The 21,361-nt window shown below is 57.8% G+C and carries 20 protein-coding genes; 16 read left to right on the top strand and 4 right to left on the bottom strand.

Features of this window, described 5'->3' with window-relative positions; genetic code table 11:
• Positions 1-194: 194 nt before the first annotated feature.
• Entirely contained in the window at positions 195-962 is a 768-nt protein-coding gene (locus ACWGZX_RS18280; RefSeq protein WP_223516354.1) for an FCD domain-containing protein, read from the top strand.
• A 76-nt stretch (positions 963-1,038) separates the two neighbouring features.
• On the opposite strand, the gene smpB is transcribed toward ACWGZX_RS18280, so the two are convergent.
• Positions 1,039-1,521, bottom strand: coding sequence for an SsrA-binding protein SmpB (gene smpB / locus ACWGZX_RS18285; protein ID WP_007942908.1), 483 nt, complete (start codon positions 1,519-1,521; stop codon positions 1,039-1,041).
• 118 nt (positions 1,522-1,639) lie between these two features.
• Between smpB and ACWGZX_RS18290 the strand changes: the two genes are divergently transcribed.
• The 3 genes from ACWGZX_RS18290 to ACWGZX_RS18300 are packed head-to-tail and all read left to right on the top strand — an operon-like array spanning position 1,640 to position 3,792.
• Positions 1,640-3,043: a sodium-dependent transporter gene (locus ACWGZX_RS18290; protein WP_223516356.1), complete on the top strand. Its 1,404-nt coding sequence runs from the start codon at positions 1,640-1,642 to the stop codon at positions 3,041-3,043.
• Between the two features lie 7 nt (positions 3,044-3,050).
• Positions 3,051-3,485, top strand: a complete 435-nt coding sequence (locus tag ACWGZX_RS18295) for a type II toxin-antitoxin system RatA family toxin (protein ID WP_452624888.1) — start codon at positions 3,051-3,053, stop codon at positions 3,483-3,485.
• The gene (locus ACWGZX_RS18300; protein WP_452624889.1) at positions 3,478-3,792 is read left to right on the top strand and encodes an RnfH family protein; all 315 of its coding nucleotides are present in this window, start codon (positions 3,478-3,480) and stop codon (positions 3,790-3,792) included. Before ACWGZX_RS18295 ends, ACWGZX_RS18300 begins: the two co-directional genes overlap by 8 nt.
• Before the next feature lie 60 nt (positions 3,793-3,852).
• Here the strand turns inward: ACWGZX_RS18300 and ACWGZX_RS18305 are convergent, their stop codons facing one another.
• The gene (locus ACWGZX_RS18305; protein ID WP_223516361.1) at positions 3,853-4,374 is read right to left on the bottom strand and encodes an outer membrane protein assembly factor BamE; all 522 of its coding nucleotides are present in this window, start codon (positions 4,372-4,374) and stop codon (positions 3,853-3,855) included.
• Between the two features lie 97 nt (positions 4,375-4,471).
• Between ACWGZX_RS18305 and fur the strand changes: the two genes are divergently transcribed.
• Positions 4,472-4,876, top strand: a complete 405-nt coding sequence (gene fur, locus ACWGZX_RS18310) for a ferric iron uptake transcriptional regulator (RefSeq protein ID WP_003197684.1) — start codon at positions 4,472-4,474, stop codon at positions 4,874-4,876.
• A gap of 75 nt (positions 4,877-4,951) precedes the next feature.
• On the opposite strand, the gene recN is transcribed toward fur, so the two are convergent.
• Positions 4,952-6,625, bottom strand: coding sequence for a DNA repair protein RecN (gene recN / locus ACWGZX_RS18315; protein WP_452624891.1), 1,674 nt, complete (start codon positions 6,623-6,625; stop codon positions 4,952-4,954).
• 240 nt (positions 6,626-6,865) lie between these two features.
• On the opposite strand from recN, the gene grpE reads away from it, so the two are divergent.
• From grpE to ACWGZX_RS18355, 8 genes are all read left to right on the top strand, one after another.
• Positions 6,866-7,432 carry a nucleotide exchange factor GrpE gene (gene grpE / locus ACWGZX_RS18320; protein ID WP_452624892.1) on the top strand — a complete coding sequence of 189 codons (567 nt, stop codon included), beginning with the start codon at positions 6,866-6,868 and terminating at the stop codon, positions 7,430-7,432.
• 102 nt (positions 7,433-7,534) lie between these two features.
• Positions 7,535-9,451 carry a molecular chaperone DnaK gene (gene dnaK, locus ACWGZX_RS18325; RefSeq protein WP_452624894.1) on the top strand — a complete coding sequence of 639 codons (1,917 nt, stop codon included), beginning with the start codon at positions 7,535-7,537 and terminating at the stop codon, positions 9,449-9,451.
• Between the two features lie 295 nt (positions 9,452-9,746).
• Positions 9,747-10,871: a molecular chaperone DnaJ gene (gene dnaJ / locus ACWGZX_RS18330; protein WP_452624895.1), complete on the top strand. Its 1,125-nt coding sequence runs from the start codon at positions 9,747-9,749 to the stop codon at positions 10,869-10,871.
• A gap of 10 nt (positions 10,872-10,881) precedes the next feature.
• Positions 10,882-11,685, top strand: coding sequence for a 4-hydroxy-tetrahydrodipicolinate reductase (gene dapB, locus ACWGZX_RS18335; RefSeq protein WP_452624896.1), 804 nt, complete (start codon positions 10,882-10,884; stop codon positions 11,683-11,685).
• A 259-nt stretch (positions 11,686-11,944) separates the two neighbouring features.
• Entirely contained in the window at positions 11,945-13,081 is a 1,137-nt protein-coding gene (carA, locus tag ACWGZX_RS18340) for a glutamine-hydrolyzing carbamoyl-phosphate synthase small subunit (protein ID WP_452624897.1), read from the top strand.
• A gap of 118 nt (positions 13,082-13,199) precedes the next feature.
• The gene (gene carB / locus ACWGZX_RS18345; protein ID WP_223516375.1) at positions 13,200-16,421 is read left to right on the top strand and encodes a carbamoyl-phosphate synthase large subunit; all 3,222 of its coding nucleotides are present in this window, start codon (positions 13,200-13,202) and stop codon (positions 16,419-16,421) included.
• Positions 16,418-16,894 carry a transcription elongation factor GreA gene (greA, locus tag ACWGZX_RS18350; protein WP_027924456.1) on the top strand — a complete coding sequence of 159 codons (477 nt, stop codon included), beginning with the start codon at positions 16,418-16,420 and terminating at the stop codon, positions 16,892-16,894. Before carB ends, greA begins: the two co-directional genes overlap by 4 nt.
• 28 nt (positions 16,895-16,922) lie before the next feature.
• Positions 16,923-17,327: an MFS transporter gene (locus ACWGZX_RS18355; protein ID WP_452624898.1), complete on the top strand. Its 405-nt coding sequence runs from the start codon at positions 16,923-16,925 to the stop codon at positions 17,325-17,327.
• 9 nt (positions 17,328-17,336) lie between these two features.
• Here ACWGZX_RS18355 and ACWGZX_RS18360 read toward each other — a convergent pair whose 3' ends face one another.
• Positions 17,337-17,645, bottom strand: coding sequence for a YhbY family RNA-binding protein (locus tag ACWGZX_RS18360; RefSeq protein ID WP_007942889.1), 309 nt, complete (start codon positions 17,643-17,645; stop codon positions 17,337-17,339).
• Positions 17,646-17,750: 105 nt separating this feature from the next.
• Between ACWGZX_RS18360 and rlmE the strand changes: the two genes are divergently transcribed.
• From rlmE to folP, 3 genes are all read left to right on the top strand, one after another.
• Positions 17,751-18,383 carry a 23S rRNA (uridine(2552)-2'-O)-methyltransferase RlmE gene (rlmE, locus tag ACWGZX_RS18365; protein ID WP_223516380.1) on the top strand — a complete coding sequence of 211 codons (633 nt, stop codon included), beginning with the start codon at positions 17,751-17,753 and terminating at the stop codon, positions 18,381-18,383.
• A gap of 200 nt (positions 18,384-18,583) precedes the next feature.
• Positions 18,584-20,494, top strand: a complete 1,911-nt coding sequence (gene ftsH, locus ACWGZX_RS18370; RefSeq protein ID WP_033048677.1) for an ATP-dependent zinc metalloprotease FtsH — start codon at positions 18,584-18,586, stop codon at positions 20,492-20,494.
• A gap of 8 nt (positions 20,495-20,502) precedes the next feature.
• Entirely contained in the window at positions 20,503-21,354 is an 852-nt protein-coding gene (gene folP, locus ACWGZX_RS18375; RefSeq protein WP_452624899.1) for a dihydropteroate synthase, read from the top strand.
• Positions 21,355-21,361: the final 7 nt, after the last annotated feature.

The following is a 21,361-nucleotide window of genomic DNA, read 5'->3' on the forward strand; positions in this document are numbered from 1 at the left end:
TACAATCGCTGTTGGCTAGGGTAAAAGCCTTATGTGCGGTGTGTCAATTTGCCGCCCTAAAACTTTTGTCGAATACGCCGTGCGCAATGCTGCTGACCGGTTTGATCGAGCGTCGTCTTGCCAGGTGCTGGCGTCGCGCCAATAGGCCAGAATAGAGAGCCCGGCGAGCGGTCGGGATCGTGGAGAATTGAGTTATGGGGTTTGATCAGATTCGTCAGCGCCGTTTGTCTGACGATATTGTCGAGCGGCTCGAGGGGATGATCCTCGAAGGCACGCTAAAGTCCGGTGAGCGCTTGCCGGCTGAACGTGCACTGGCCGAGCAGTTCGGCGTGTCACGCCCTTCGTTGCGCGAGGCGATTCAGAAACTGGCCGCCAAGGGCTTGCTGGTCAGTCGCCAGGGCGGGGGCAATTATGTCGTCGATTCGTTGGGGTCGACCTTCAGCGATCCATTGCTGCACCTGCTGGAAAATAACCCCGAGGCGCAGCGCGATCTGCTGGAGTTTCGCCACACCCTGGAAGCGTCCTGTGCTTATTACGCGGCATTACGCGCCACTGATGTGGACCGTGAGCGGCTGACAGCTGCGTTTGAAGTATTGCAGGATTGTTATTCGCGTCATGACGACGTGAGTCGGGCCGAAGAAGGGGCGGCGGACGCCAGTTTCCACCTGGCCATTGCTGAAGCCAGTCATAACGCGGTGTTGCTGCACACGATTCGCGGGCTGTTCGATCTGCTCAAGCGCAATGTGGTGACCAACATTGGCGGTATGTATAAACAACGCACCGAAACCCGCGACATGCTGATTACGCAGCACCGGGAGTTGTACACGGCGATTATCGAAGGGAGAGCGGAGCAGGCGCGGGAAGTCTCCAGTCGACACATCTTGTATGTGCAGGAAGTGCTGGAAGAGGTGCGTCAGGAAGTGCAGCGCATGGCTCGGGCGGAGCGGCGCAAGGGGATGTAGTCAGTTGGATTTGCGATGATTTGTGCTATCGCCTTCGCCGGCTTGCCGGCGATGGCGGTATCAAGCAGCAGGGGAATTAATCTTCCTTGCCCTTGTTGCGCACAGCACGCGCCAATTCACGACCGGCGTCGCGTTCGCGTTCGGTGTCACGCTTGTCGTATTCCTTCTTGCCCTTGCCCAGCGCGATCTCGCACTTGACCATGTGCTTGCTCCAGTACCAGGACAAGCACACGCAGGCATAACCTTTTTGCTGCACGGCGGTGGCCAGCTTTTCCAGCTCGCGACGGTTGAGCAGCAATTTTCGGGTACGGGTCGGGTCAGCGATGACGTGGGTGCTGGCCGTCATCAGCGGCGTAATGTGGCTGCCGAGCAGCCAGGCTTCGCCATCCTTGAGCAGCACGTAACTGTCGACCAGTTGCAGCTTGCTTGCCCGCAAACTTTTTACTTCCCAGCCGGCCAGGACCAGACCAGCCTCGAACTTATGCTCGATGAAGTAATCGTGTCGCGCCTTTTTGTTCTGCGCGATGGTCCCTGTGGGGTGTTTCTTCTGTTTAGCCATAGGGGCGGCATTATAGGGAGTTGCGCGCGAGTCGGCTACGGTATCGCTACGTGCTTGAGCAGGTTGATTGAATCCCGGACAATGCGGCCTCTTTTTTGAACGCTTGGGCGTGATAACGATGTCGACAGACAAGGTTTCTGTCCACGGCAGTTGGGCTAGCCGCTGGGTCTTCATACTCGCCGCGACCGGTTCGGCCGTGGGCCTGGGTAGTATCTGGAAATTCCCGTACATGGTCGGCGTCTACGGCGGCGGGGCTTTCGTGCTGATGTTCCTGGCCTGTATCGCGCTGATTGGCGTGCCGGTCATGTTGGCTGAAACCCTGATCGGGCGTCGTGCACGGCAAAGTCCGGCCAACGCCTTGAAGGTGCTGGCGCTGGAGGCAGGGCACTCGGCCAAGTGGTCCTGGGGCGCTTTCGCCGGGATGATCACTGCGTTGCTGATCCTGTCTTTCTATAGCGTGGTCGGCGGCTGGTCGCTGGATTACATCATCGACATGGGGCGTGGCGATTTTCAGGGGGTGACGGCTGATCAGGTCGGCGCGTACTTCGGCAATGTGATTGCCGATCCGTGGCGCCTGACACTTTGGCACACGATTTTCATGCTGCTGTCGGCCGTCGTGATCGCCAAAGGCGTGGTCGCCGGGCTTGAGCGCAGCTTGCGCATCATGATGCCACTGCTGTTTGTGATGGTTATCGTTCTGCTGGGTTACAGCATGACCACCGGCCATTTCATGGATGGTGTGCATTTCATGTTCGACTTCCACCCGGAAAAAGTCCTCGACGGTTTGCTGCCCGCCATGGGGCACGCGTTCTTTTCGCTGAGTGTGGGTGTCGGCTCGATCATGATCTACGGCGCTTATATGCCGAAGCACTCGTCGATTTCCGGCACGATCGTCGGCGTGGCGCTGCTCGATACGTTCGTTTCGTTGGTGGCCGGTCTGGCATTGTTTCCGATTGTGTTCGCTGCGGGTCTGAACCCGAGCGAAGGCCCTGGCCTGATGTTTGTCAGCCTGCCATTTGCCTTTGGCAACGTAGCGTTCGGCCAGTTGATGGGCGTAGTGTTCTTCGTGCTGGTCGCGGTCGCCGCCTGGAGTTCGGCGATTTCACTGCTGGAGCCGATGGTTGCGTACCTGGTTGAGCGCACCAAAGTCAGCCGCGCCTGGGTGACGTTCTGGTTGGCATTCATCTGCTGGTTCGTCGGGCTGGGCACGGTGTTTTCCTTCAATATCTGGAAGGAAGCCAAGTTTTTCGTGAACGAAGGCGGAATGTTTCACCTCTACCAATGGGGGGCTGCCGGCGGTCTGGACTTCTTTGGCGTGATCGACTTCTTCACCTCGCGGATCATGTTGCCACTCGGTGGTTTGTGTTTCGTGGTGTTTGCAGGCTGGATCATGGGGCGTGAAGCGGTGCGTGACGAGTTGTCGATCCGCAGCCCGATGCTGTTTGGCTTGTCCCTGTTTTTGATGCGCTATGTGGCGCCCATCGGCATTCTCGTAGTGTTTGCCGCCCAGCTGTGGAAGTGACGCTGACATGACGACGCATATTCAACGTTCGGCCCTGCTGCCGTACCCGGCGCAGGCCCTGTATGACCTGGTCAACGACGTAGCGCGTTATCCCGAGTTTCTGCCATGGTGCTCGGCTGCCGAGGTGCTGGAAAGCTCACCTGAGCATATGCGTGCCAGTGTGGGTGTGGCCAAGGGTGGTTTGAGTCAGCATTTCGTTACTCGAAACACATTAGTGCCCGGCCATTCGATCGAAATGAATCTTGAAGAAGGCCCTTTCACTCAATTGCACGGCATCTGGGTGTTCAAGCCGCTGACTGACAAGGCCTGCAAGATCAGTCTGGACCTGTCGTTCGACTACGCGGGACCGATTGTTCGCGCGACGCTGGGCCCCTTGTTCAATCAGGCTGCCAACACGCTGATGGACGCGTTCTGCCAGCGCGCCAAACAGATTCATGGTTGAGGCCGTGATCGAGGTCGAGGTGGTGTATGCCGCCGTTGATCGTCAGGTATTGCAGGTGGTCGCTGTGCCTGAGGGCACATCGGTGCGCGAAGCGTTGCGCCGATCTACGGTAGGCGCTCAATTTCCTGAGCTGGATCTGGGTAATTGCCCGGTGGGAATATTCGGCAAGGTCATTGCCGACCCGCAGGTGCGCCCGGTTCAGGCAGGAGATCGCATTGAGATTTACCGGCCATTATTGGCGGATCCGAAGGAAGTTCGTCGGTTGCGTGCCGCCAAGGCGGCCGAGGCTAAAGCCCGGAATCAGTGAGTCGCTAAACGCTGGACAATAAAAAACCCGGATATTCCGGGTTTTTTATTGCGTCGCAAATTATTGCGGCGTGGTGCCCAGCGGTTCTGGCGTCGGGACTGGGACCGTTTCTACGCCGTCGACGTCCTTCTGGATCTGGTCCAGCAACGAACCTGGCTTGACCGGTTTTTCCGGTTTCGGCAGCTCGAGGTGTTCTACTGGTTCTTTGATTGGCGTGTCGGTGCCGAGAATGGCTTCATCGCGGCTCATGCCGGGCATGAAATCACCAGAAAGGCTGACAAGCTGATCATTTGAGTTGAAGATAACGGTAACGCGTTCCTGCTGGCGTTCACCGCCACCCGGTTGCATGCTGTACAGATAATCCCAGCGATCGGCATGGAACGTGTCGGTCAGCAGAGGGTTACCCATGATAAACCGTACTTGCTTGCGGGTCATTCCCGGGCGTAACTGGTCTATCATGTCCTGCGTGACGACATTGCCCTGCTGGATGTCGATTTTGTAAACCCCGGGGAATGAACAACCGGCGAGTGCGAGCAGTCCCACAAAGGTGAAACTGGTTAGCAAGAGCTTGGTGTTTTGCATCGGTGGGCGACTTCCACTATCTTGGCTGGGACAACGTAAACGCCGATCATACCCGCATTAAGAGAAGCTGCGAAGCAGCATCGCGAGAAAGCTGACCATGGTTGAAAATAGCGAACTACGCAAAGCCGGCCTCAAAGTGACCCTGCCACGGGTCAAAATTCTGCAAATGCTCGATTCCGCCGAGCAGCGCCACATGAGTGCCGAAGATGTATATAAGGCGCTGATGGAGGCTGGTGAGGACGTCGGTCTGGCCACGGTTTACCGTGTACTGACTCAGTTCGAGGCAGCTGGCCTTGTGGTGCGGCACAACTTCGACGGAGGCCACGCGGTCTTCGAGCTGGATGATGGCAAGCATCACGACCATATGGTCAATGTCGAAACCAGCGAAGTGATCGAATTCTTCGACGAAGAAATCGAGCGTCTGCAGAAAGCCATCGTCGACAAGTATGGTTTCGAGATGGTTGATCACAATCTGGTGCTGTACGTACGCAAGAAAAAGTAAGCATGTCGCGCGAATTTCACATTCGCGAAACGAACGAAGGCGATCCCAGGGTCGCCTTCGTGCTGTCTGCCGTTCTTAAATTTTTGCGGTGACGACCATTTTTTTCGCGTGAGCCAAGGACTCCTTGGTCAGGTCGATGCCACCCAGCATTCGCGCCACTTCCTCCACTCGATCATTCTTGCTCAGCTTGGAAACGGCTGTGTGGGTCGCCTCTTCGCCGCGAACCTTGTGCACGAATAAATGTTGGTGACCCTGCGCCGCCACTTGCGGCAAGTGAGTCACTGTCAGCACTTGCCCGCGCTCTCCGAGTCGCCGCAACAACTGGCCTACGATCTCGGCGGTCGGGCCGCCAATGCCCACGTCTACTTCGTCGAACACCAGTGTCGGTACACGAGAGGTCTGTGCGGTGATCACCTGGATCGCCAGGCTGATCCGCGACAGCTCACCGCCGGATGCCACTTTGGCCAGGGCCTTCAATGGTTGGCCAGGGTTGGCGCTTACCAGCAACTCGACCTGCTCAAGGCCGTTAGGCAGCAACTCATCACTGCTGTTAGGGCGCAGTTCGATAGTGAAGCGACCACCAGGCATACCCAGTCGTTGAATTTCTTGTTCGACGGCGCTGGCCAGACTGCTCGATGCTTGATGGCGCAAGTCACTCAGCTCGCGCGCCTTCTCCTGATAATGGCGGGCATAGGAAGCTAGCTCATCGCTTAGCCGTTCGATGGATTCATCGTTGGCATTCAGGGTTTCGATTTCATCCAGCAGCCGCTGCTGCATCTCCGCGACTTCCGTCGGCTGGATGCGGTGTTTGCGGGCCATGGTGTAGATCGCATCGAGGCGTTCTTCCAGATATTGAAGTCGCGCCGGATCGGCGTCGAAATTGTCGAGGAAGCGGTTCAACTCGCCCACTGCTTCTTCTACCTGAATCTGCGCACTGGTCAGCAGGCTGCTGGCTTCGCCCAGGGCGCCGATCGAATTGTTGACGCTCGAGAGGCGGTTGAGGCTGACGGTCAGGGCGTTCAGGACATTGCCGGAATCACTTTCGCTGCACTGCTCGACGACTTGTCGGCAGATGCCCAGCAACGTTTCGGCGTTGGTCAGGTTCTTGTGTTCCTGTTCCAGTTGCTCCAGCTCGTTTTCACCGAGACCGAGGTTCTCCAGCTCTTCAAGTTGATAGCTGAGCAATTGATGCCGAGCGCGTTGCTCGTCACCGGAGTTGGAAAGGCGTTCCAGTTCCTGGCGGGTCTGGCGCCAGCGATGGGCCGCCAGTTGGACCTGGCGGGCAAGGTCCGTCGCGCCGGCATACTCGTCGAGCAGGCGGCGGTGGGTGTCGGTCTTGAGCAGCGATTGGTGTTCGTGCTGGCTGTGGATATCGATCAGCAGTTCGCCCAGGGCTTTGAGGTCGCCGAGCGGGCAGGGCGTGCCGTTGATATAGCCACGGGAGCGGCCTTCGGCGGTGATCACCCGGCGCAGGATGCACGGGCCATCACTTTCGAGGTCGCGCTCGGCGAGCCAGGCGCTGGCTTCCGGAATGTCGACCAGGTCAAAGGTCGCCAGAATGTCGGCCTTGTCGGCGCCGGGGCGAACCACGCCACTGTCGGCTCGATCGCCCAGCGTCAGACCCAGGGCGTCGAGCATGATCGACTTGCCGGCGCCGGTTTCCCCGGTGATCACGCTCATCCCACGATCGAGTTCGAGATCGAGGTGTTCAACGATGGCGTAGTTATGTACGGACAGGTGCACCAGCATAAAGGCCGCTCCCAGGCTTTAGGTCTGGTTATTTATACAGTGTTTTATTTGCGCCTGACAATGCCCTTGCTTGGCTCTATTTGCTCGGTCTGACGAAATGCCTGGTGCATCGGCTAATCGCAATGCAGCGCTTTTTGTAGGGTTAATCACAACAACCCCCTTGAAGCTGATTTTTGCGGCCCCATATACCGGGGCAGAAGCGTGAGTTGAGCTCACGGACGATATTGAAAGGAGAAATCTATGGCTGACGAACAGACAGTGGATACGCAAAATCAAGACGCCAACCAGGGCTCCGCGGCTTCGGGTGAAGACCTGGCGGCTCGTGTACAAGTGCTCGAAGAGCAACTGGCAGGCGCGCAGGATCAGGCTTTGCGTGTTGCCGCCGATCTGCAGAACGTCCGCCGTCGCGCCGAGCAGGATGTAGAAAAAGCGCACAAATTCGCCCTGGAAAAATTCGCAGGCGATTTGCTGCCGATCGTCGACAGTCTGGAGCGTGGTCTGGAGTTGTCCAACCCGGACGACGAAAGCATCCGCCCAATGCGCGAAGGTATCGAGCTGACCCTGAAAATGTTCCAGGACACCTTGAAGCGCTATCAGCTGGAAGCCATCGATCCGCATGGCGAACCGTTCAATGCTGTTCAGCATCAGGCAATGGCCATGCAGGAAAGCGCCGACGTCGAGCCGAACAGCGTGCTCAAGGTGTTCCAGAAGGGTTATCAGCTCAATGGTCGCCTGCTGCGCCCGGCCATGGTCGTGGTCAGCAAGGCCCCTGCGCCAGTTTCGCCTTCGATTGACGAGCAGGCTTGAAATTGGCCGCAAGGCCCCCATTTATAAGTCAAGCGTTTAAGTGCTACCGCAGTTAGCCACCACTGCTGCGGCAACCAAATCCAAAGTTTCGGGAGAGTGAACATGGGCAAAATTATCGGTATCGACCTGGGGACTACCAACTCCTGCGTCTCCGTGCTGGAAAACGGCGTAGCCAAAGTTATTGAAAACGCTGAAGGCGCGCGTACCACGCCGTCGATCATCGCTTACGCCAACGATGGCGAAATCCTCGTGGGCCAGTCGGCCAAGCGTCAGGCTGTGACCAATCCGCATAACACCCTGTACGCGGTGAAGCGTCTGATCGGTCGTAAGTTCGACGAAGAAGTCGTACAGAAAGACATCAAGATGGTGCCTTACAAAATCGCCAAGGCTGACAACGGCGACGCATGGGTAGAAGTGAACGGCCAGAAAATGTCGCCGCCACAAATCTCGGCTGAAATTCTGAAGAAAATGAAGAAGACCGCCGAAGACTACCTCGGCGAGCCTGTGACTGAAGCGGTGATCACCGTTCCGGCCTACTTCAACGACAGCCAGCGTCAAGCCACCAAAGACGCCGGCCGCATCGCGGGCCTGGACGTTAAACGTATCATCAACGAACCAACCGCGGCCGCTCTGGCTTACGGTATGGACAAGGCGAAGGGCGATCACACCGTGATCGTTTACGACCTGGGCGGCGGTACTTTCGACGTTTCCGTGATCGAAATCGCGGAAGTCGATGGCGAGCACCAGTTCGAAGTATTGGCCACCAACGGTGACACGTTCCTGGGTGGTGAAGACTTTGACATTCGTCTGATCGACTACCTCGTCGACGAATTCAAGAAAGAAAGCGGCATGAACCTCAAAGGTGACCCGCTGGCCATGCAGCGCCTGAAAGAAGCCGCTGAAAAAGCCAAGATCGAACTGTCTTCGAGCGTGTCGACTGATGTGAACCTGCCGTACATCACTGCAGACGCTACCGGTCCTAAGCACTTGAACGTGAAAATCTCCCGCGCCAAGCTCGAAGCGCTGGTAGAAGACCTGGTTCAACGCACCATCGAACCTTGCCGCATCGCTCTGAAAGACTCCGGTATCGACGTTGGTGCCATCAACGACGTGATCCTGGTAGGCGGTCAGACCCGTATGCCACTGGTTCAGAAGCTGGTGACCGAGTTCTTCGGTAAAGAAGCTCGTAAAGACGTGAACCCGGACGAAGCTGTTGCCATGGGTGCTGCTATCCAGGGCGCGGTATTGGCCGGCGACGTGAAAGACGTTCTGCTGCTGGACGTTAGCCCGCTGACCCTGGGTATCGAAACCATGGGTGGCGTGATGACTGCGCTGATCGAGAAAAACACCACGATTCCTACCAAGAAATCGCAAGTGTTCTCGACTGCCGATGACAACCAGGGTGCTGTGACCATTCACGTGCTGCAAGGTGAGCGTAAGCAAGCGGCTCAGAACAAGTCCTTGGGCAAGTTCGACCTGGCCGAGATTCCACCAGCACCACGTGGCGTGCCACAAATTGAAGTGACCTTCGACATCGACGCCAACGGCATCCTGCACGTAGGCGCCAAAGACAAGGCCACCGGCAAGACTCAGTCGATCGTGATCAAGGCTAACTCCGGTCTGTCCGAGGAAGAAATTCAGCAGATGATTCGCGATGCTGAAGCCAACGCCGAGGAAGATAGCAAGTTCGCAGAGCTGGCCGCTGCCCGTAACCAGGGCGATGCACTGGTTCACTCGACGCGCAAAATGGTCGCAGATGCTGGCGACAAAGTGACCGCTGAAGAGAAGACTGCCATCGAAGCCGCTGTTGTTGCTCTGGAAGCCGCTGTTAAAGGCGACGACAAAGCTGCAATCGAAGCCAAGGTTGAAGAGTTGTCGAAAGTCTCTGCTCCAGTGGCGCAGAAGATGTACGCCGAACAGGCTCAGCCTGCTGAAGGTGCGGCACCGCATGACGAAAAAGCTGAAAAGGCTGACGACGTTGTCGATGCCGAGTTCGAAGAAGTCAAAGACCACAAGTAAGTTGTTGGTCGCCCGGTTGACTGCCTTCAGGCGGTGACTGGTAGGATGTCGCCGCGCGGGAGCTTGCTCCCGCGTTGGCGTGTCTGGAGTTAGCGAATTTTTACAGCATGCGACAACGCTCGGATGCTGGGTATGGCCGGGAATGCTCCTGCTTTTCGAGCCGAAAGTACCGCAATGAATCAAAGACCAGGATCGTTGAATTGACGTGAGTTGGGTCCGGGCCTGTATTGGGGCTCAACGAGTTTGGCAAGGCTCAGGAGAGGTTTGCCGGACGTCCTTAAGAGTGCAAAGACTTATGGCAAAGCGTGACTATTACGAGGTATTGGGTGTTGAGCGTGGCTCAAGCGAAGCGGACCTGAAAAAGGCCTACCGTCGCCTGGCGATGAAGCACCACCCGGACCGTAATCCCGATGACAAAGCGTCGGAAGAGATGTTCAAAGAGGCTAACGAAGCCTACGAAGTGCTGTCCGATTCCGGCAAGCGCGCGGCCTACGACCAGTACGGTCATGCCGGTGTCGACCCAAGCATGGGTGGCGGCGGTGCCGGGTTTGGCGGTCAGAACTTCTCCGACATCTTTGGCGATGTCTTCAGTGACTTCTTCGGTGGCGGTCGCGGCGGTCCCCGTGGCGGTGCCCAGCGCGGCAGCGATCTGCGTTACACCCTGGAATTGAATCTGGAAGAAGCGGTGCGCGGTACCACCGTGAATATCCGTGTTCCATCACTGGTCAACTGCAAGCCGTGCGACGGCTCGGGTGCCAAGAAAGGCTCCTCGCCAGTCACTTGCCCGACGTGCGGCGGTATCGGCCAGGTCCGCATGCAGCAGGGTTTCTTCTCGGTGCAGCAAACCTGCCCGCGCTGCCACGGCCAAGGCAAGATCATTTCCGATCCGTGCAACTCCTGCAATGGCGAAGGTCGTGTCGAAGAGTACAAAACCCTTTCCGTGAAAGTGCCGGCCGGTGTCGATACCGGTGACCGCATTCGTCTGTCCGGCGAAGGCGAGGCGGGCGCTCAGGGTGGGCCGACTGGTGACCTGTACGTGGTGATCAATGTGCGCGAGCACGCGATCTTCCAGCGTGACGGCAAGCACCTGTTCTGCGAAGTGCCGATCAGCTTTGTCGATGCGGCGTTGGGCGGTGAGCTGGAGATTCCGACCCTCGATGGTCGAGTCAAACTGAAAATCCCTGAGGGGACCCAGACCGGCAAGCAGTTCCGCGTTCGCGGCAAAGGCGTTGCGCCAGTGCGCGGCGGCGGAGCAGGTGATTTGATGTGCCGTGTGGCGGTCGAAACCCCGGTGAATTTGGGTCGTCGTCAGCGTGAATTGCTGGAAGAATTCCGCAGCTCCCTGGCGGACGACAACAGCCAATCGCCAAAAACCACCGGTTGGTTCGAAGGTGTGAAGCGTTTCTTCGGCGATTTGTAAGGAGACAGGCATGCGACGTATTGCAGTGATGGGCGCCGCCGGGCGCATGGGCAAAACCCTGATCGAGGCGGTGCAGCAAGCGCCTGGCGCCGGTCTGACGGCTGCCATTGATCGTCCTGATAGCACGTTGGTTGGCGCAGATGCCGGTGAGTTGGCTGCGTTGGGCCGTATCGGTGTGCCGTTGTCGGGTGATCTGGATCGGGTGGTTGACGAGTTCGACGTGTTGATCGACTTCACGCACCCGACGGTGACACTGAAGAACCTTGCGTTCTGCCGCAAGCATCACAAGGCGATGATTATCGGCACCACCGGTTTCAACGTTGAAGAGAAGCAATTGCTGGCGGAAGCGGGCAAGGACATTCCGATCGTCTTCGCCGCCAACTTCAGCGTCGGCGTCAATCTTTGCCTGAAGTTGCTCGACACTGCAGCTCGCGTGTTGGGTGATGATGTCGATATCGAAATCACTGAAGCCCATCATCGGCATAAAGTCGATGCGCCGTCCGGCACCGCCGTTCGTATGGGGGAAGTGATTGCCGATGCGCTCGGGCGTGATTTGAAGAAAGTGGCGGTTTATGGTCGTGAAGGCCAAACCGGCGCTCGTACTCGCGAGACAATCGGCTTCGCCACCGTGCGTGCCGGTGACATCGTGGGTGATCACACGGTGCTGTTCGCTGCCGACGGTGAGCGTGTCGAGATCACCCACAAGGCGTCCAGCCGCATGACCTTCGCCAAGGGCGCGGTGCGTGCTGCGTTGTGGCTGGATGGTCGTGAGCCAGGCCTTTACGACATGCAAGACGTGCTCGATCTGCGTTAAGATGCGCCCGAAATCGGGTTCAAACCCTGCGTTTGGGCCCGGTTTTACCCCGCCAAGCGACGACCTGTCGCATTCTCCAGCCTTTCGGGCTCATTGGCGGTAGACCAAAAATGCCTTTTTCTGTAAGCTACAGCTTTAGTGTGTCCACTAAAAGCGCGCAGAATTATTCGGTGAAGAAGCGGGGTGACGTGTCCATACGTCACTCCGCTTTTTTACAACCTGCGATCGCCCTTTCAGGCTTTATTTACGGGAGGTCTTCTTGACTAAGCCAGCCATACTCGCCCTTGCTGATGGCAGCATTTTTCGCGGCGAAGCCATTGGAGCCGACGGTCAAACCGTTGGTGAGGTGGTGTTTAACACCGCAATGACCGGCTATCAGGAAATCCTTACCGATCCTTCCTACGCCCAACAGATTGTTACCCTGACTTACCCGCACATCGGCAACACCGGCACCACACCGGAAGACGCCGAGTCCGACCGTGTCTGGTCCGCTGGCCTGGTCATCCGTGACCTGCCACTGGTTGCGAGCAACTGGCGTAACACGATGTCTCTGTCCGATTACCTGAAAGCCAACAACGTTGTGGCTATCGCCGGTATCGACACCCGCCGCCTGACGCGCATCCTGCGTGAAAAAGGCGCGCAGAATGGCTGCATCATGGCCGGTGACAACATTTCCGAAGCCGCCGCCATCGCCGCCGCACAGGGGTTTCCTGGCCTTAAAGGCATGGACCTGGCCAAAGTCGTCAGCACCAAAGAGCAGTACGAATGGCGCTCGACCGTCTGGGATCTGAAAACCGACAGCCACGCGACCATCGACGCTTCCGAGCTGCCGTACCACGTGGTGGCCTATGACTACGGCGTCAAGCTGAACATCCTGCGCATGCTGGTCGAGCGCGGTTGCCGCGTGACCGTCGTGCCTGCACAGATGCCAGCCGCCGACGTTCTGGCGATGAAGCCGGACGGCGTGTTCCTGTCCAACGGCCCTGGTGATCCGGAGCCTTGCGACTACGCGATTCAGGCGATCAAGGACGTGCTGGAAACCGAAATTCCGGTATTCGGCATTTGCCTGGGTCACCAGCTGCTGGCTCTGGCCTCCGGCGCCAAGACACTGAAAATGGGCCACGGCCACCACGGTGCCAACCACCCGGTCCAGGATCTGGACAGCGGTGTAGTGATGATCACCAGCCAGAACCACGGTTTTGCGGTAGACGAAGCGACCCTGCCAGCCAACGTTCGCGCGATCCACAAATCGCTGTTCGACGGCACCCTGCAAGGCATCGAGCGTACCGACAAGAGCGCCTTCAGCTTCCAGGGTCACCCGGAAGCCAGCCCTGGCCCGAACGACGTAGCGCCATTGTTTGATCGCTTCATCAACGAGATGGCCAAGCGACGCTGATCGCTCGCCTTGATGGTGCAAAGCTTGAGGGCGGTCCCGACACCGGCGGCCCCCTCAAAGCTTCAAAGATTGAACAAGACGGCTTGCCGACTGACCTGCGGATTTGAGTGACAAACCCATGCCAAAACGTACAGACATTAAAAGCATCCTGATTCTCGGCGCTGGCCCGATCGTTATCGGCCAGGCCTGCGAATTCGACTACTCCGGCGCCCAGGCCTGTAAAGCCCTGCGCGAAGAGGGTTACCGCGTCATCCTGGTGAACTCCAACCCGGCGACCATCATGACCGACCCGGCCATGGCCGACGCGACCTACATCGAGCCGATCAAGTGGCAGACCGTTGCCAAGATCATCGAGAAAGAGCGTCCGGACGCGCTGCTGCCAACCATGGGTGGCCAGACCGCTCTGAACTGCGCGCTGGACCTGGAGCGCGAAGGCGTTCTGGAGAAGTTCGGCGTAGAGATGATCGGCGCCAACGCTGACACCATCGACAAGGCTGAAGACCGTTCGCGCTTCGACAAGGCGATGAAGTCCATCGGCCTGGACTGCCCGCGTTCGGGTATCGCCCATAGCATGGAAGAGGCCAACGCGGTCCTCGAAAAGCTCGGCTTCCCGTGCATCATCCGTCCGTCCTTCACCATGGGCGGCACGGGTGGCGGTATCGCTTACAACCGTGAAGAGTTCGAAGAAATCTGCGCTCGCGGTCTGGATTTGTCGCCGACCAAAGAGCTGCTGATCGACGAATCGCTGATCGGCTGGAAAGAGTACGAGATGGAGGTTGTCCGCGATAAAAAGGATAACTGCATCATCGTTTGCTCGATCGAAAACTTTGACCCGATGGGCGTGCACACCGGTGACTCGATCACCGTTGCTCCGGCACAAACCCTGACGGACAAGGAATACCAGATCATGCGTAACGCCTCGTTGGCGGTACTGCGTGAGATCGGCGTGGAAACCGGCGGCTCCAACGTTCAGTTTGGCATCTGCCCGGACACTGGCCGTATGGTCGTGATCGAGATGAACCCGCGTGTATCCCGCTCTTCGGCACTGGCCTCGAAAGCCACTGGTTTCCCGATTGCGCGTATCGCTGCCAAGCTGGCGATCGGCTACACCCTGGACGAGCTGCAGAACGAAATCACCGGCGGCGCTACTCCTGCATCCTTCGAGCCGTCCATCGACTACGTCGTCACGAAGCTGCCACGTTTCGCCTTCGAGAAATTCCCGAAAGCCGATGCACGCCTGACTACTCAAATGAAGTCGGTCGGCGAAGTCATGGCCATCGGCCGGACATTCCAGGAATCCCTGCAGAAAGCCCTGCGTGGCCTGGAAGTGGGCGTTTGCGGTCTGGACGAGAAGCTCGACCTGAGCAATCCGGAAAGCATGAGCGTGCTCAAGCGCGAGCTGACCGTGCCGGGTGCCGAGCGTATTTGGTACGTGGCTGACGCCTTCCGCGCCGGTCTGTCGGTCGAAGACATCTTCGGCATGAACATGATCGACCCGTGGTTCCTGGTGCAGATCGAAGATCTGATCAAGGAAGAAGAGAAGGTCAAGACCCTGGGTCTGGCCAGCATCGACCGCGACTTGATGTTCCGCCTCAAGCGCAAAGGCTTCTCCGATATGCGTCTGGCCAAGCTGCTGGGCGTGACAGAGAAGGCCCTGCGCCGCCACCGCCACAAGCTTGAGATTTACCCGGTCTACAAGCGCGTTGACACCTGCGCGGCCGAGTTCGCCACCGACACCGCTTACCTCTACTCGACGTACGAGGAAGAGTGCGAAGCCGCGCCATCGGGTCGCGACAAGATCATGATCCTCGGCGGCGGTCCAAACCGAATCGGCCAGGGCATCGAGTTCGACTACTGCTGCGTACACGCGGCACTGGCCCTGCGCGAAGACGGTTACGAGACCATCATGGTCAACTGCAACCCGGAAACCGTTTCCACCGACTACGACACATCCGATCGTCTGTACTTCGAACCAGTGACCCTGGAAGACGTACTGGAAATCGTCCGCGTCGAGAAGCCAAAAGGTGTGATCGTCCAGTACGGCGGCCAAACCCCGCTGAAACTGGCGCGCGCCCTGGAAGAAGCCGGTGTACCGATCATCGGCACCAGCCCTGACGCCATCGACCGTGCCGAAGACCGTGAGCGCTTCCAGCAAATGGTTGAGCGCCTGAACCTGCGTCAGCCGCCAAACGCTACCGTGCGCAGCGAAGACGAAGCAATTCGTGCCGCCGCCAAAATCGGTTACCCGCTGGTGGTTCGTCCGTCCTATGTACTGGGCGGGCGCGCGATGGAAATCGTTTACGAAGAAGAAGAGCTGAAGCGCTACCTGCGTGACGCGGTGAAAGTGTCCAACGACAGCCCGGTGCTGCTCGACCACTTCCTCAACTGCGCCATCGAAATGGACGTGGATGCGGTTTGCGACGGCACCGACGTGGTGATCGGCGCGATCATGCAGCACATTGAGCAGGCCGGCGTTCACTCCGGTGACTCCGCGTGCTCCCTGCCGCCGTACTCGTTGCCTGCACACATCCAGGACGAGATGCGCGAACAGGTCAAGAAAATGGCCCTGGAACTAGGCGTTGTCGGCCTGATGAACGTTCAGTTGGCGCTGCAAGGCGAAGACATCTACGTCATCGAAGTCAACCCACGCGCTTCCCGTACCGTTCCGTTCGTGTCGAAGTGCATCGGTGTTTCCCTGGCGATGATCGCGGCTCGCGTGATGGCCGGTAAAACCCTGAAAGAAATCGGCTTCACCAAAGAAATCATCCCGAACTTCTACAGCGTGAAAGAGGCGGTGTTCCCATTCGCCAAATTCCCTGGTGTGGACCCGATCCTCGGCCCAGAGATGAAGTCCACCGGTGAAGTGATGGGCGTGGGCGACACCTTCGGCGAAGCATTTGCCAAGGCCCAGATGGGCGCCAGCGAAGTGCTGCCGACCGGCGGCACCGCGTTCATCAGCGTGCGTGACGACGACAAGCCACTGGTTGCAGGCGTAGCACGTGATCTGATCAACTTGGGTTTCGAAGTGGTTGCCACTGCCGGTACTGCCAAGCTGATCGAGGCTGCAGGCCTGAAAGTGCGCCGTGTGAACAAGGTGACCGAGGGCCGTCCGCACGTGGTCGACATGATCAAGAATGACGAAGTCACCCTGATCATCAACACCACCGAAGGTCGTCAGTCGATCGCTGACTCGTACTCCATTCGTCGTAATGCCTTGCAGCACAAAATCTACTGCACCACGACTATTGCTGCTGGCGAAGCCATCTGCGAAGCGCTGAAGTTCGGTCCCGAGAAGACCGTGCGCCGCTTGCAGGATCTACACGCAGGATTGAAGGCATGATCAAATACCCAATGACCGTCCAGGGCGCGAAAGCCCTGGAAGAAGAACACGCTCACCTGACCAAGGTCGTCCGTCCCAAGCTCAGCCAGGACATCGGGACGGCCCGTGAGTTGGGTGACTTGAAGGAAAACGCCGAATACCACGCTGCTCGTGAGCAGCAGGGGATGGTCGAGGCGCGGATTCGTGACATCGAAGGCCGGATTCAGAATCAGGTCATCATCGATGTCACGACCATTCCTCACACCGGCAAAGTGATTTTCGGCACCACCGTTGAAATCGCCAACGTCGAGACTGATGAAAGCGTCACTTACCACATCGTTGGTGAGGATGAGGCTGATTTCAAACTTGGCAAGATTTCGGTCGGGTCGCCACTGGCCCGCGCCTTGATTGCCAAGGAAGAGGGTGACGTGGTGGCCGTGAAAACGCCAAGCGGCGTCATCGAGTACGAGATTGTCGAAGTTCGCCACATCTAAAGGCCTGCGCCCGCTTCGTGCTGGCGCGATGGTTTGGCAGCTGGCTCAGATGTTGTGGGTTGGCGGCCTGTGGCTGTTACATATCGGTCTGGTGCCGGCGTTGGGTCAAATAGGCCTGGCGCCGCTGCTGATCGACGAAATTGCAGGCATGCTGAATGCGCTGTTGGCGGGATTTGCCGCAGCGTGTGTGATTTTTCAGGCTTTGGTGCTGGTTCAGGCCGAGGGCCTTGTCAGTCTATGGTGCGATATTCGTGGGCAGCTGCTGCTGATGGCGCTGTGTGCGTGCGCGATGTTTTTCGCTGTGCGCTTCGGTTGGCCGGATGCAGTGCGTTGGCAGGTATTCAGCTATCTTGTTCTGGGCTTTTCCGGGCTGGTGCTGGTGTTGCAGCCGGTGCCGGGGAGGAGCGGTAGGGTGCGCGAAGCACACCCTTGACCCTTGCCATCACTTGAAGCGATGGACGTTCGACAGTTGCTTGTTGACGCTGAAGTTCTTGCGGTAAATCAGTGCCATCTTGCCGATGACCTGAACCAGATCCGCTTTACCGACCTTGCAGAGTTCTGCAATGGACGCCAGGCGCGATTCGCGATCGAGGATGTTGAGCTTGATTTTAATCAGCTCGTGATCCGCCAACGCGCGTTCAAGTTCGGCTAACACACCTTCAGTCAAACCGTTGTCAGCCACAATCAAAACTGGTTTCAGATGGTGGCCAATGGATTTGTACTGTTTCTTCTGCTCTTGAGTGAGCGGCATAATCTGACCCCTGCGTCTGATCTTGTAAAAAGCGGCGGCCAGTTTACCCGAGCGAGTCCGGGACCGCCCAGTTAATCACGACCCGTTTTATTTTCGAGGTGGCCCGTGGCCCGTTCCAAGACAAGTCTTAAATGGCTGCAAGAGCATTTCAACGACCCATTCGTCAAAATGGCACAAAAAGACGGGTACCGCTCCCGTGCCAGCTACAAGTTGCTGGAGATCCAGGAAAGAGATCGTCTGATCCGCCCGGGCATGAGTGTGATCGACCTTGGTGCCGCGCCCGGTGGCTGGTCCCAAGTGACCAGTCGTCTGATTGGCGGGCAAGGTACACTGATCGCTTCCGACATCCTGGAAATGGACAGCATCCCTGATGTGACCTTCATTCAGGGCGACTTCACCGAGGATGCCGTGCTGGCACAAATCCTTGAGGCTGTCGGAAATAAAGAAGTGGACCTTGTGATTTCCGATATGGCCCCCAATATGAGTGGACTGGCCTCTGTCGATATGCCGAAATCGATGTTTCTGTGCGAATTGGCACTGGATCTCGCAACTCGGGTGTTGAAGCCAGGTGGTGACTTTTTGATCAAGATCTTCCAGGGTGAAGGCTTTGACGAATACCACAAGAGCGTACGCAAGCAGTTCGAGAAGGTCACGACGCGCAAGCCGAAATCGTCGCGCGATCGCTCTCGTGAGCAGTACTTGCTGGGCCGTGGTTTCCGCGGACGCAGTGAGGAATAAAAGTTTTTTCTACCGGGGTGATAGGTTTTTCGTATTTCGCCCCGTGTGCTTTAGCGAATATTGTGTAGAAAGTGTTTCACAAAGGGTTACAGACGGCGCCTGCCAGAGCCGTAGGTAATGTAGTAAGTTAGGCCGGTGAATATCATGCGAAGCGCGCGCCATTAGCGGAGCTTGCTTCAGAGGGTAGTTAATTGAACGATATGGCAAAGAATCTGATCCTGTGGTTGATCATCGCGGCTGTCCTGGTGACAGTGATGAACAACTTCTCCAGCCCTAACGAGCCGCAGACCCTCAACTATTCCGACTTCATCCAGCAAGTCAAGGATGGCAAGGTCGAGCGCGTAGCAGTTGACGGCTACGTGATTACCGGTAAACGCACCGATGGCGACAGTTTCAAGACCATCCGTCCGGCAATCCAGGACAACGGTCTGATTGGCGACCTCGTGGACAACCACGTCGTAGTCGAAGGCAAGCAGCCTGAACAGCAAAGCATCTGGACTCAACTCCTGGTTGCAAGCTTCCCGATCCTGGTGATCATCGCCGTGTTCATGTTCTTCATGCGGCAGATGCAGGGTGGCGCGGGCGGCAAAGGCGGGCCAATGAGCTTCGGCAAGAGCAAGGCGCGCCTGCTCTCCGAAGATCAGGTAAAAACTACCTTGGCTGACGTTGCCGGTTGCGACGAAGCGAAGGAAGAAGTTGGCGAGTTGGTTGAGTTCCTCCGGGATCCGGGCAAGTTCCAGCGCCTGGGCGGTCGTATTCCACGCGGCGTGCTGATGGTCGGTCCTCCGGGTACCGGTAAAACCTTGCTGGCCAAGGCGATTGCCGGCGAAGCGAAAGTGCCGTTCTTCACCATCTCTGGTTCTGACTTCGTCGAGATGTTCGTCGGTGTCGGTGCCAGCCGTGTTCGCGATATGTTCGAGCAGGCCAAGAAGCACGCGCCATGCATCATCTTCATCGATGAAATCGACGCCGTTGGTCGCCACCGTGGCGCCGGCATGGGCGGTGGTCACGATGAGCGCGAGCAGACTCTCAACCAGTTGCTGGTAGAGATGGACGGCTTTGAAATGAATGACGGCATCATCGTTATCGCTGCAACCAACCGTCCGGACGTATTGGACCCGGCATTGCTGCGTCCAGGCCGTTTCGACCGTCAGGTTGTGGTGGGTCTGCCAGACATTCGTGGTCGCGAGCAGATTCTTAAAGTTCACATGCGCAAAGTGCCAATGGGTGACGACGTCGCTCCGGCAGTGATCGCTCGTGGTACACCTGGTTTCTCCGGTGCTGACTTGGCTAACCTGGTGAACGAGGCCTCCTTGTTCGCAGCCCGTGCCGGCAAGCGCATCGTCGAAATGAAAGAGTTCGAACTGGCGAAAGACAAGATCATGATGGGCGCCGAGCGCAAATCCATGGTCATGTCCGAGAAAGAAAAGCAGAACACTGCTTATCACGAAGCCGGCCACGCTATCGTTGGTCGCGTCGTGCCTGAGCATGATCCGGTCTACAAGGTATCGATCATCCCGCGCGGTCGTGCGCTGGGTGTGACCATGTTCCTGCCGGAAGAAGATCGTTATAGCCTGTCCAAGCGTGCGCTGATCAGCCAGATCTGCTCGCTGTACGGCGGCCGAATTGCTGAAGAGATGACCCTGGGCTTCGATGGCGTCACCACGGGTGCGTCCAACGACATCATGCGTGCCAGCCAGATTGCGCGGAACATGGTGACCAAGTGGGGCTTGTCGGAAAAACTCGGTCCGTTGATGTATGCCGAAGAAGAGGGCGAAGTGTTCCTCGGTCGCGGCGGTGGTGGACAGGGCGCAAGCTTCTCCGGTGAGACAGCCAAGCTGATTGACTCGGAAGTGCGCAGCATCATTGATCAGTGCTACGGCACGGCCAAGCAGATCCTCACGGATAACCGCGACAAGCTTGATGCCATGGCGGATGCCTTGATGAAGTACGAGACGATCGATGCTGATCAGATCGATGACATCATGGCGGGTCGTGCGCCTCGCGAACCTCGTGACTGGTCAGGCGGTACCGGTACTTCTGGAACACCTCCGGTGGTGCAGGATGAGCGTCCGGAAACACCGATCGGCGGTCCGGCTGCTGACGTATAAGGTTTGAAATGACTTCTGTTCAGTTCTCGACCCGGTTGCCTTGCGGCAACCGGGTTCTTGATTTGGCCCAGACGCATGTCATGGGCATACTCAATGTCACTCCTGATTCCTTTTCTGATGGCGGCCGATACAGTCAGCTCGATGTGGCTCTGCGTCACGCCGAGTCGATGGTGGCGGCAGGTGCGACGCTGATTGATGTCGGTGGCGAGTCAACCCGGCCAGGTGCCCGTGCGGTTTCGCCGCTTGAGGAACTGGAGCGCGTAGCGCCTATCGTTGAGCGCATCAATCGCGAGCTGGATGTGATTATTTCTGTCGATACCTCCACGCCAGCGGTTATGCGCGAGACTGCGCGGTTGGGTGCTGGCTTGATCAATGATGTGCGCTCGTTACGTCGAGATGGCGCCCTGGATGCTGCGGCAGCCACCGGGCTGCCCGTGTGTCTGATGCATATGCTCGGTGAGCCGGGTGACATGCAGGACAATCCGTTCTACCAGGACGTCACCAAAGAAGTGGGCGAATTTCTCGCTGAACGCATGGCTCAGTGTGCGTCGGCGGGAATCCCGTCGGAGCGGATTATTCTTGATCCGGGTTTTGGCTTCGCGAAAACCTTGCAGCACAACCTAAGCTTGTTTAAGCATATGAAAGCCTTGCATGTCTTGGGGCGGCCTCTGTTGGTCGGGGTTTCGCGAAAGAGCATGATTGGTCAGGCCTTGAATCGCCCGGTTGGGGAGCGTCTGTACGGTGGTCTGGCGCTCGCAGCGCTGGCTTCGGCCAATGGGGCGCGTATATTGCGCGTCCATGATGTAGCCGAAACAGTGGATGTGGTGCGGATGATCGCCGCAGTGGAATCAGCCGAATAAAAATGAT

It is taken from the genome of Pseudomonas sp. CLCA07 (genome assembly GCF_053615335.1).

Bases quoted from the DNA above. Each gene is read 5' to 3' on its own strand.
- ACWGZX_RS18305 (WP_223516361.1), bottom strand. From the start codon at position 4,374: ATGCAAAACACCAAGCTCTTGCTAACCAGTTTCACCTTTGTGGGACTG.
- smpB (WP_007942908.1), bottom strand. From the start codon at position 1,521: ATGGCTAAACAGAAGAAACACCCCACAGGGACCATCGCGCAGAACAAA.
- greA (WP_027924456.1), top strand. From the start codon at position 16,418: ATGATCAAATACCCAATGACCGTCCAGGGCGCGAAAGCCCTGGAAGAA.
- ACWGZX_RS18360 (WP_007942889.1), bottom strand. From the start codon at position 17,645: ATGCCGCTCACTCAAGAGCAGAAGAAACAGTACAAATCCATTGGCCAC.
- grpE (WP_452624892.1), top strand. From the start codon at position 6,866: ATGGCTGACGAACAGACAGTGGATACGCAAAATCAAGACGCCAACCAG.
- folP (WP_452624899.1), top strand. From the start codon at position 20,503: ATGACTTCTGTTCAGTTCTCGACCCGGTTGCCTTGCGGCAACCGGGTT.
- fur (WP_003197684.1), top strand. From the start codon at position 4,472: ATGGTTGAAAATAGCGAACTACGCAAAGCCGGCCTCAAAGTGACCCTG.
- ACWGZX_RS18280 (WP_223516354.1), top strand. From the start codon at position 195: ATGGGGTTTGATCAGATTCGTCAGCGCCGTTTGTCTGACGATATTGTC.
- recN (WP_452624891.1), bottom strand. From the start codon at position 6,625: ATGCTGGTGCACCTGTCCGTACATAACTACGCCATCGTTGAACACCTC.
- ACWGZX_RS18295 (WP_452624888.1), top strand. From the start codon at position 3,051: ATGACGACGCATATTCAACGTTCGGCCCTGCTGCCGTACCCGGCGCAG.
- dnaJ (WP_452624895.1), top strand. From the start codon at position 9,747: ATGGCAAAGCGTGACTATTACGAGGTATTGGGTGTTGAGCGTGGCTCA.
- ACWGZX_RS18300 (WP_452624889.1), top strand. From the start codon at position 3,478: ATGGTTGAGGCCGTGATCGAGGTCGAGGTGGTGTATGCCGCCGTTGAT.
- carB (WP_223516375.1), top strand. From the start codon at position 13,200: ATGCCAAAACGTACAGACATTAAAAGCATCCTGATTCTCGGCGCTGGC.
- dapB (WP_452624896.1), top strand. From the start codon at position 10,882: ATGCGACGTATTGCAGTGATGGGCGCCGCCGGGCGCATGGGCAAAACC.
- dnaK (WP_452624894.1), top strand. From the start codon at position 7,535: ATGGGCAAAATTATCGGTATCGACCTGGGGACTACCAACTCCTGCGTC.
- ftsH (WP_033048677.1), top strand. From the start codon at position 18,584: ATGGCAAAGAATCTGATCCTGTGGTTGATCATCGCGGCTGTCCTGGTG.
- ACWGZX_RS18355 (WP_452624898.1), top strand. From the start codon at position 16,923: ATGGTTTGGCAGCTGGCTCAGATGTTGTGGGTTGGCGGCCTGTGGCTG.
- ACWGZX_RS18290 (WP_223516356.1), top strand. From the start codon at position 1,640: ATGTCGACAGACAAGGTTTCTGTCCACGGCAGTTGGGCTAGCCGCTGG.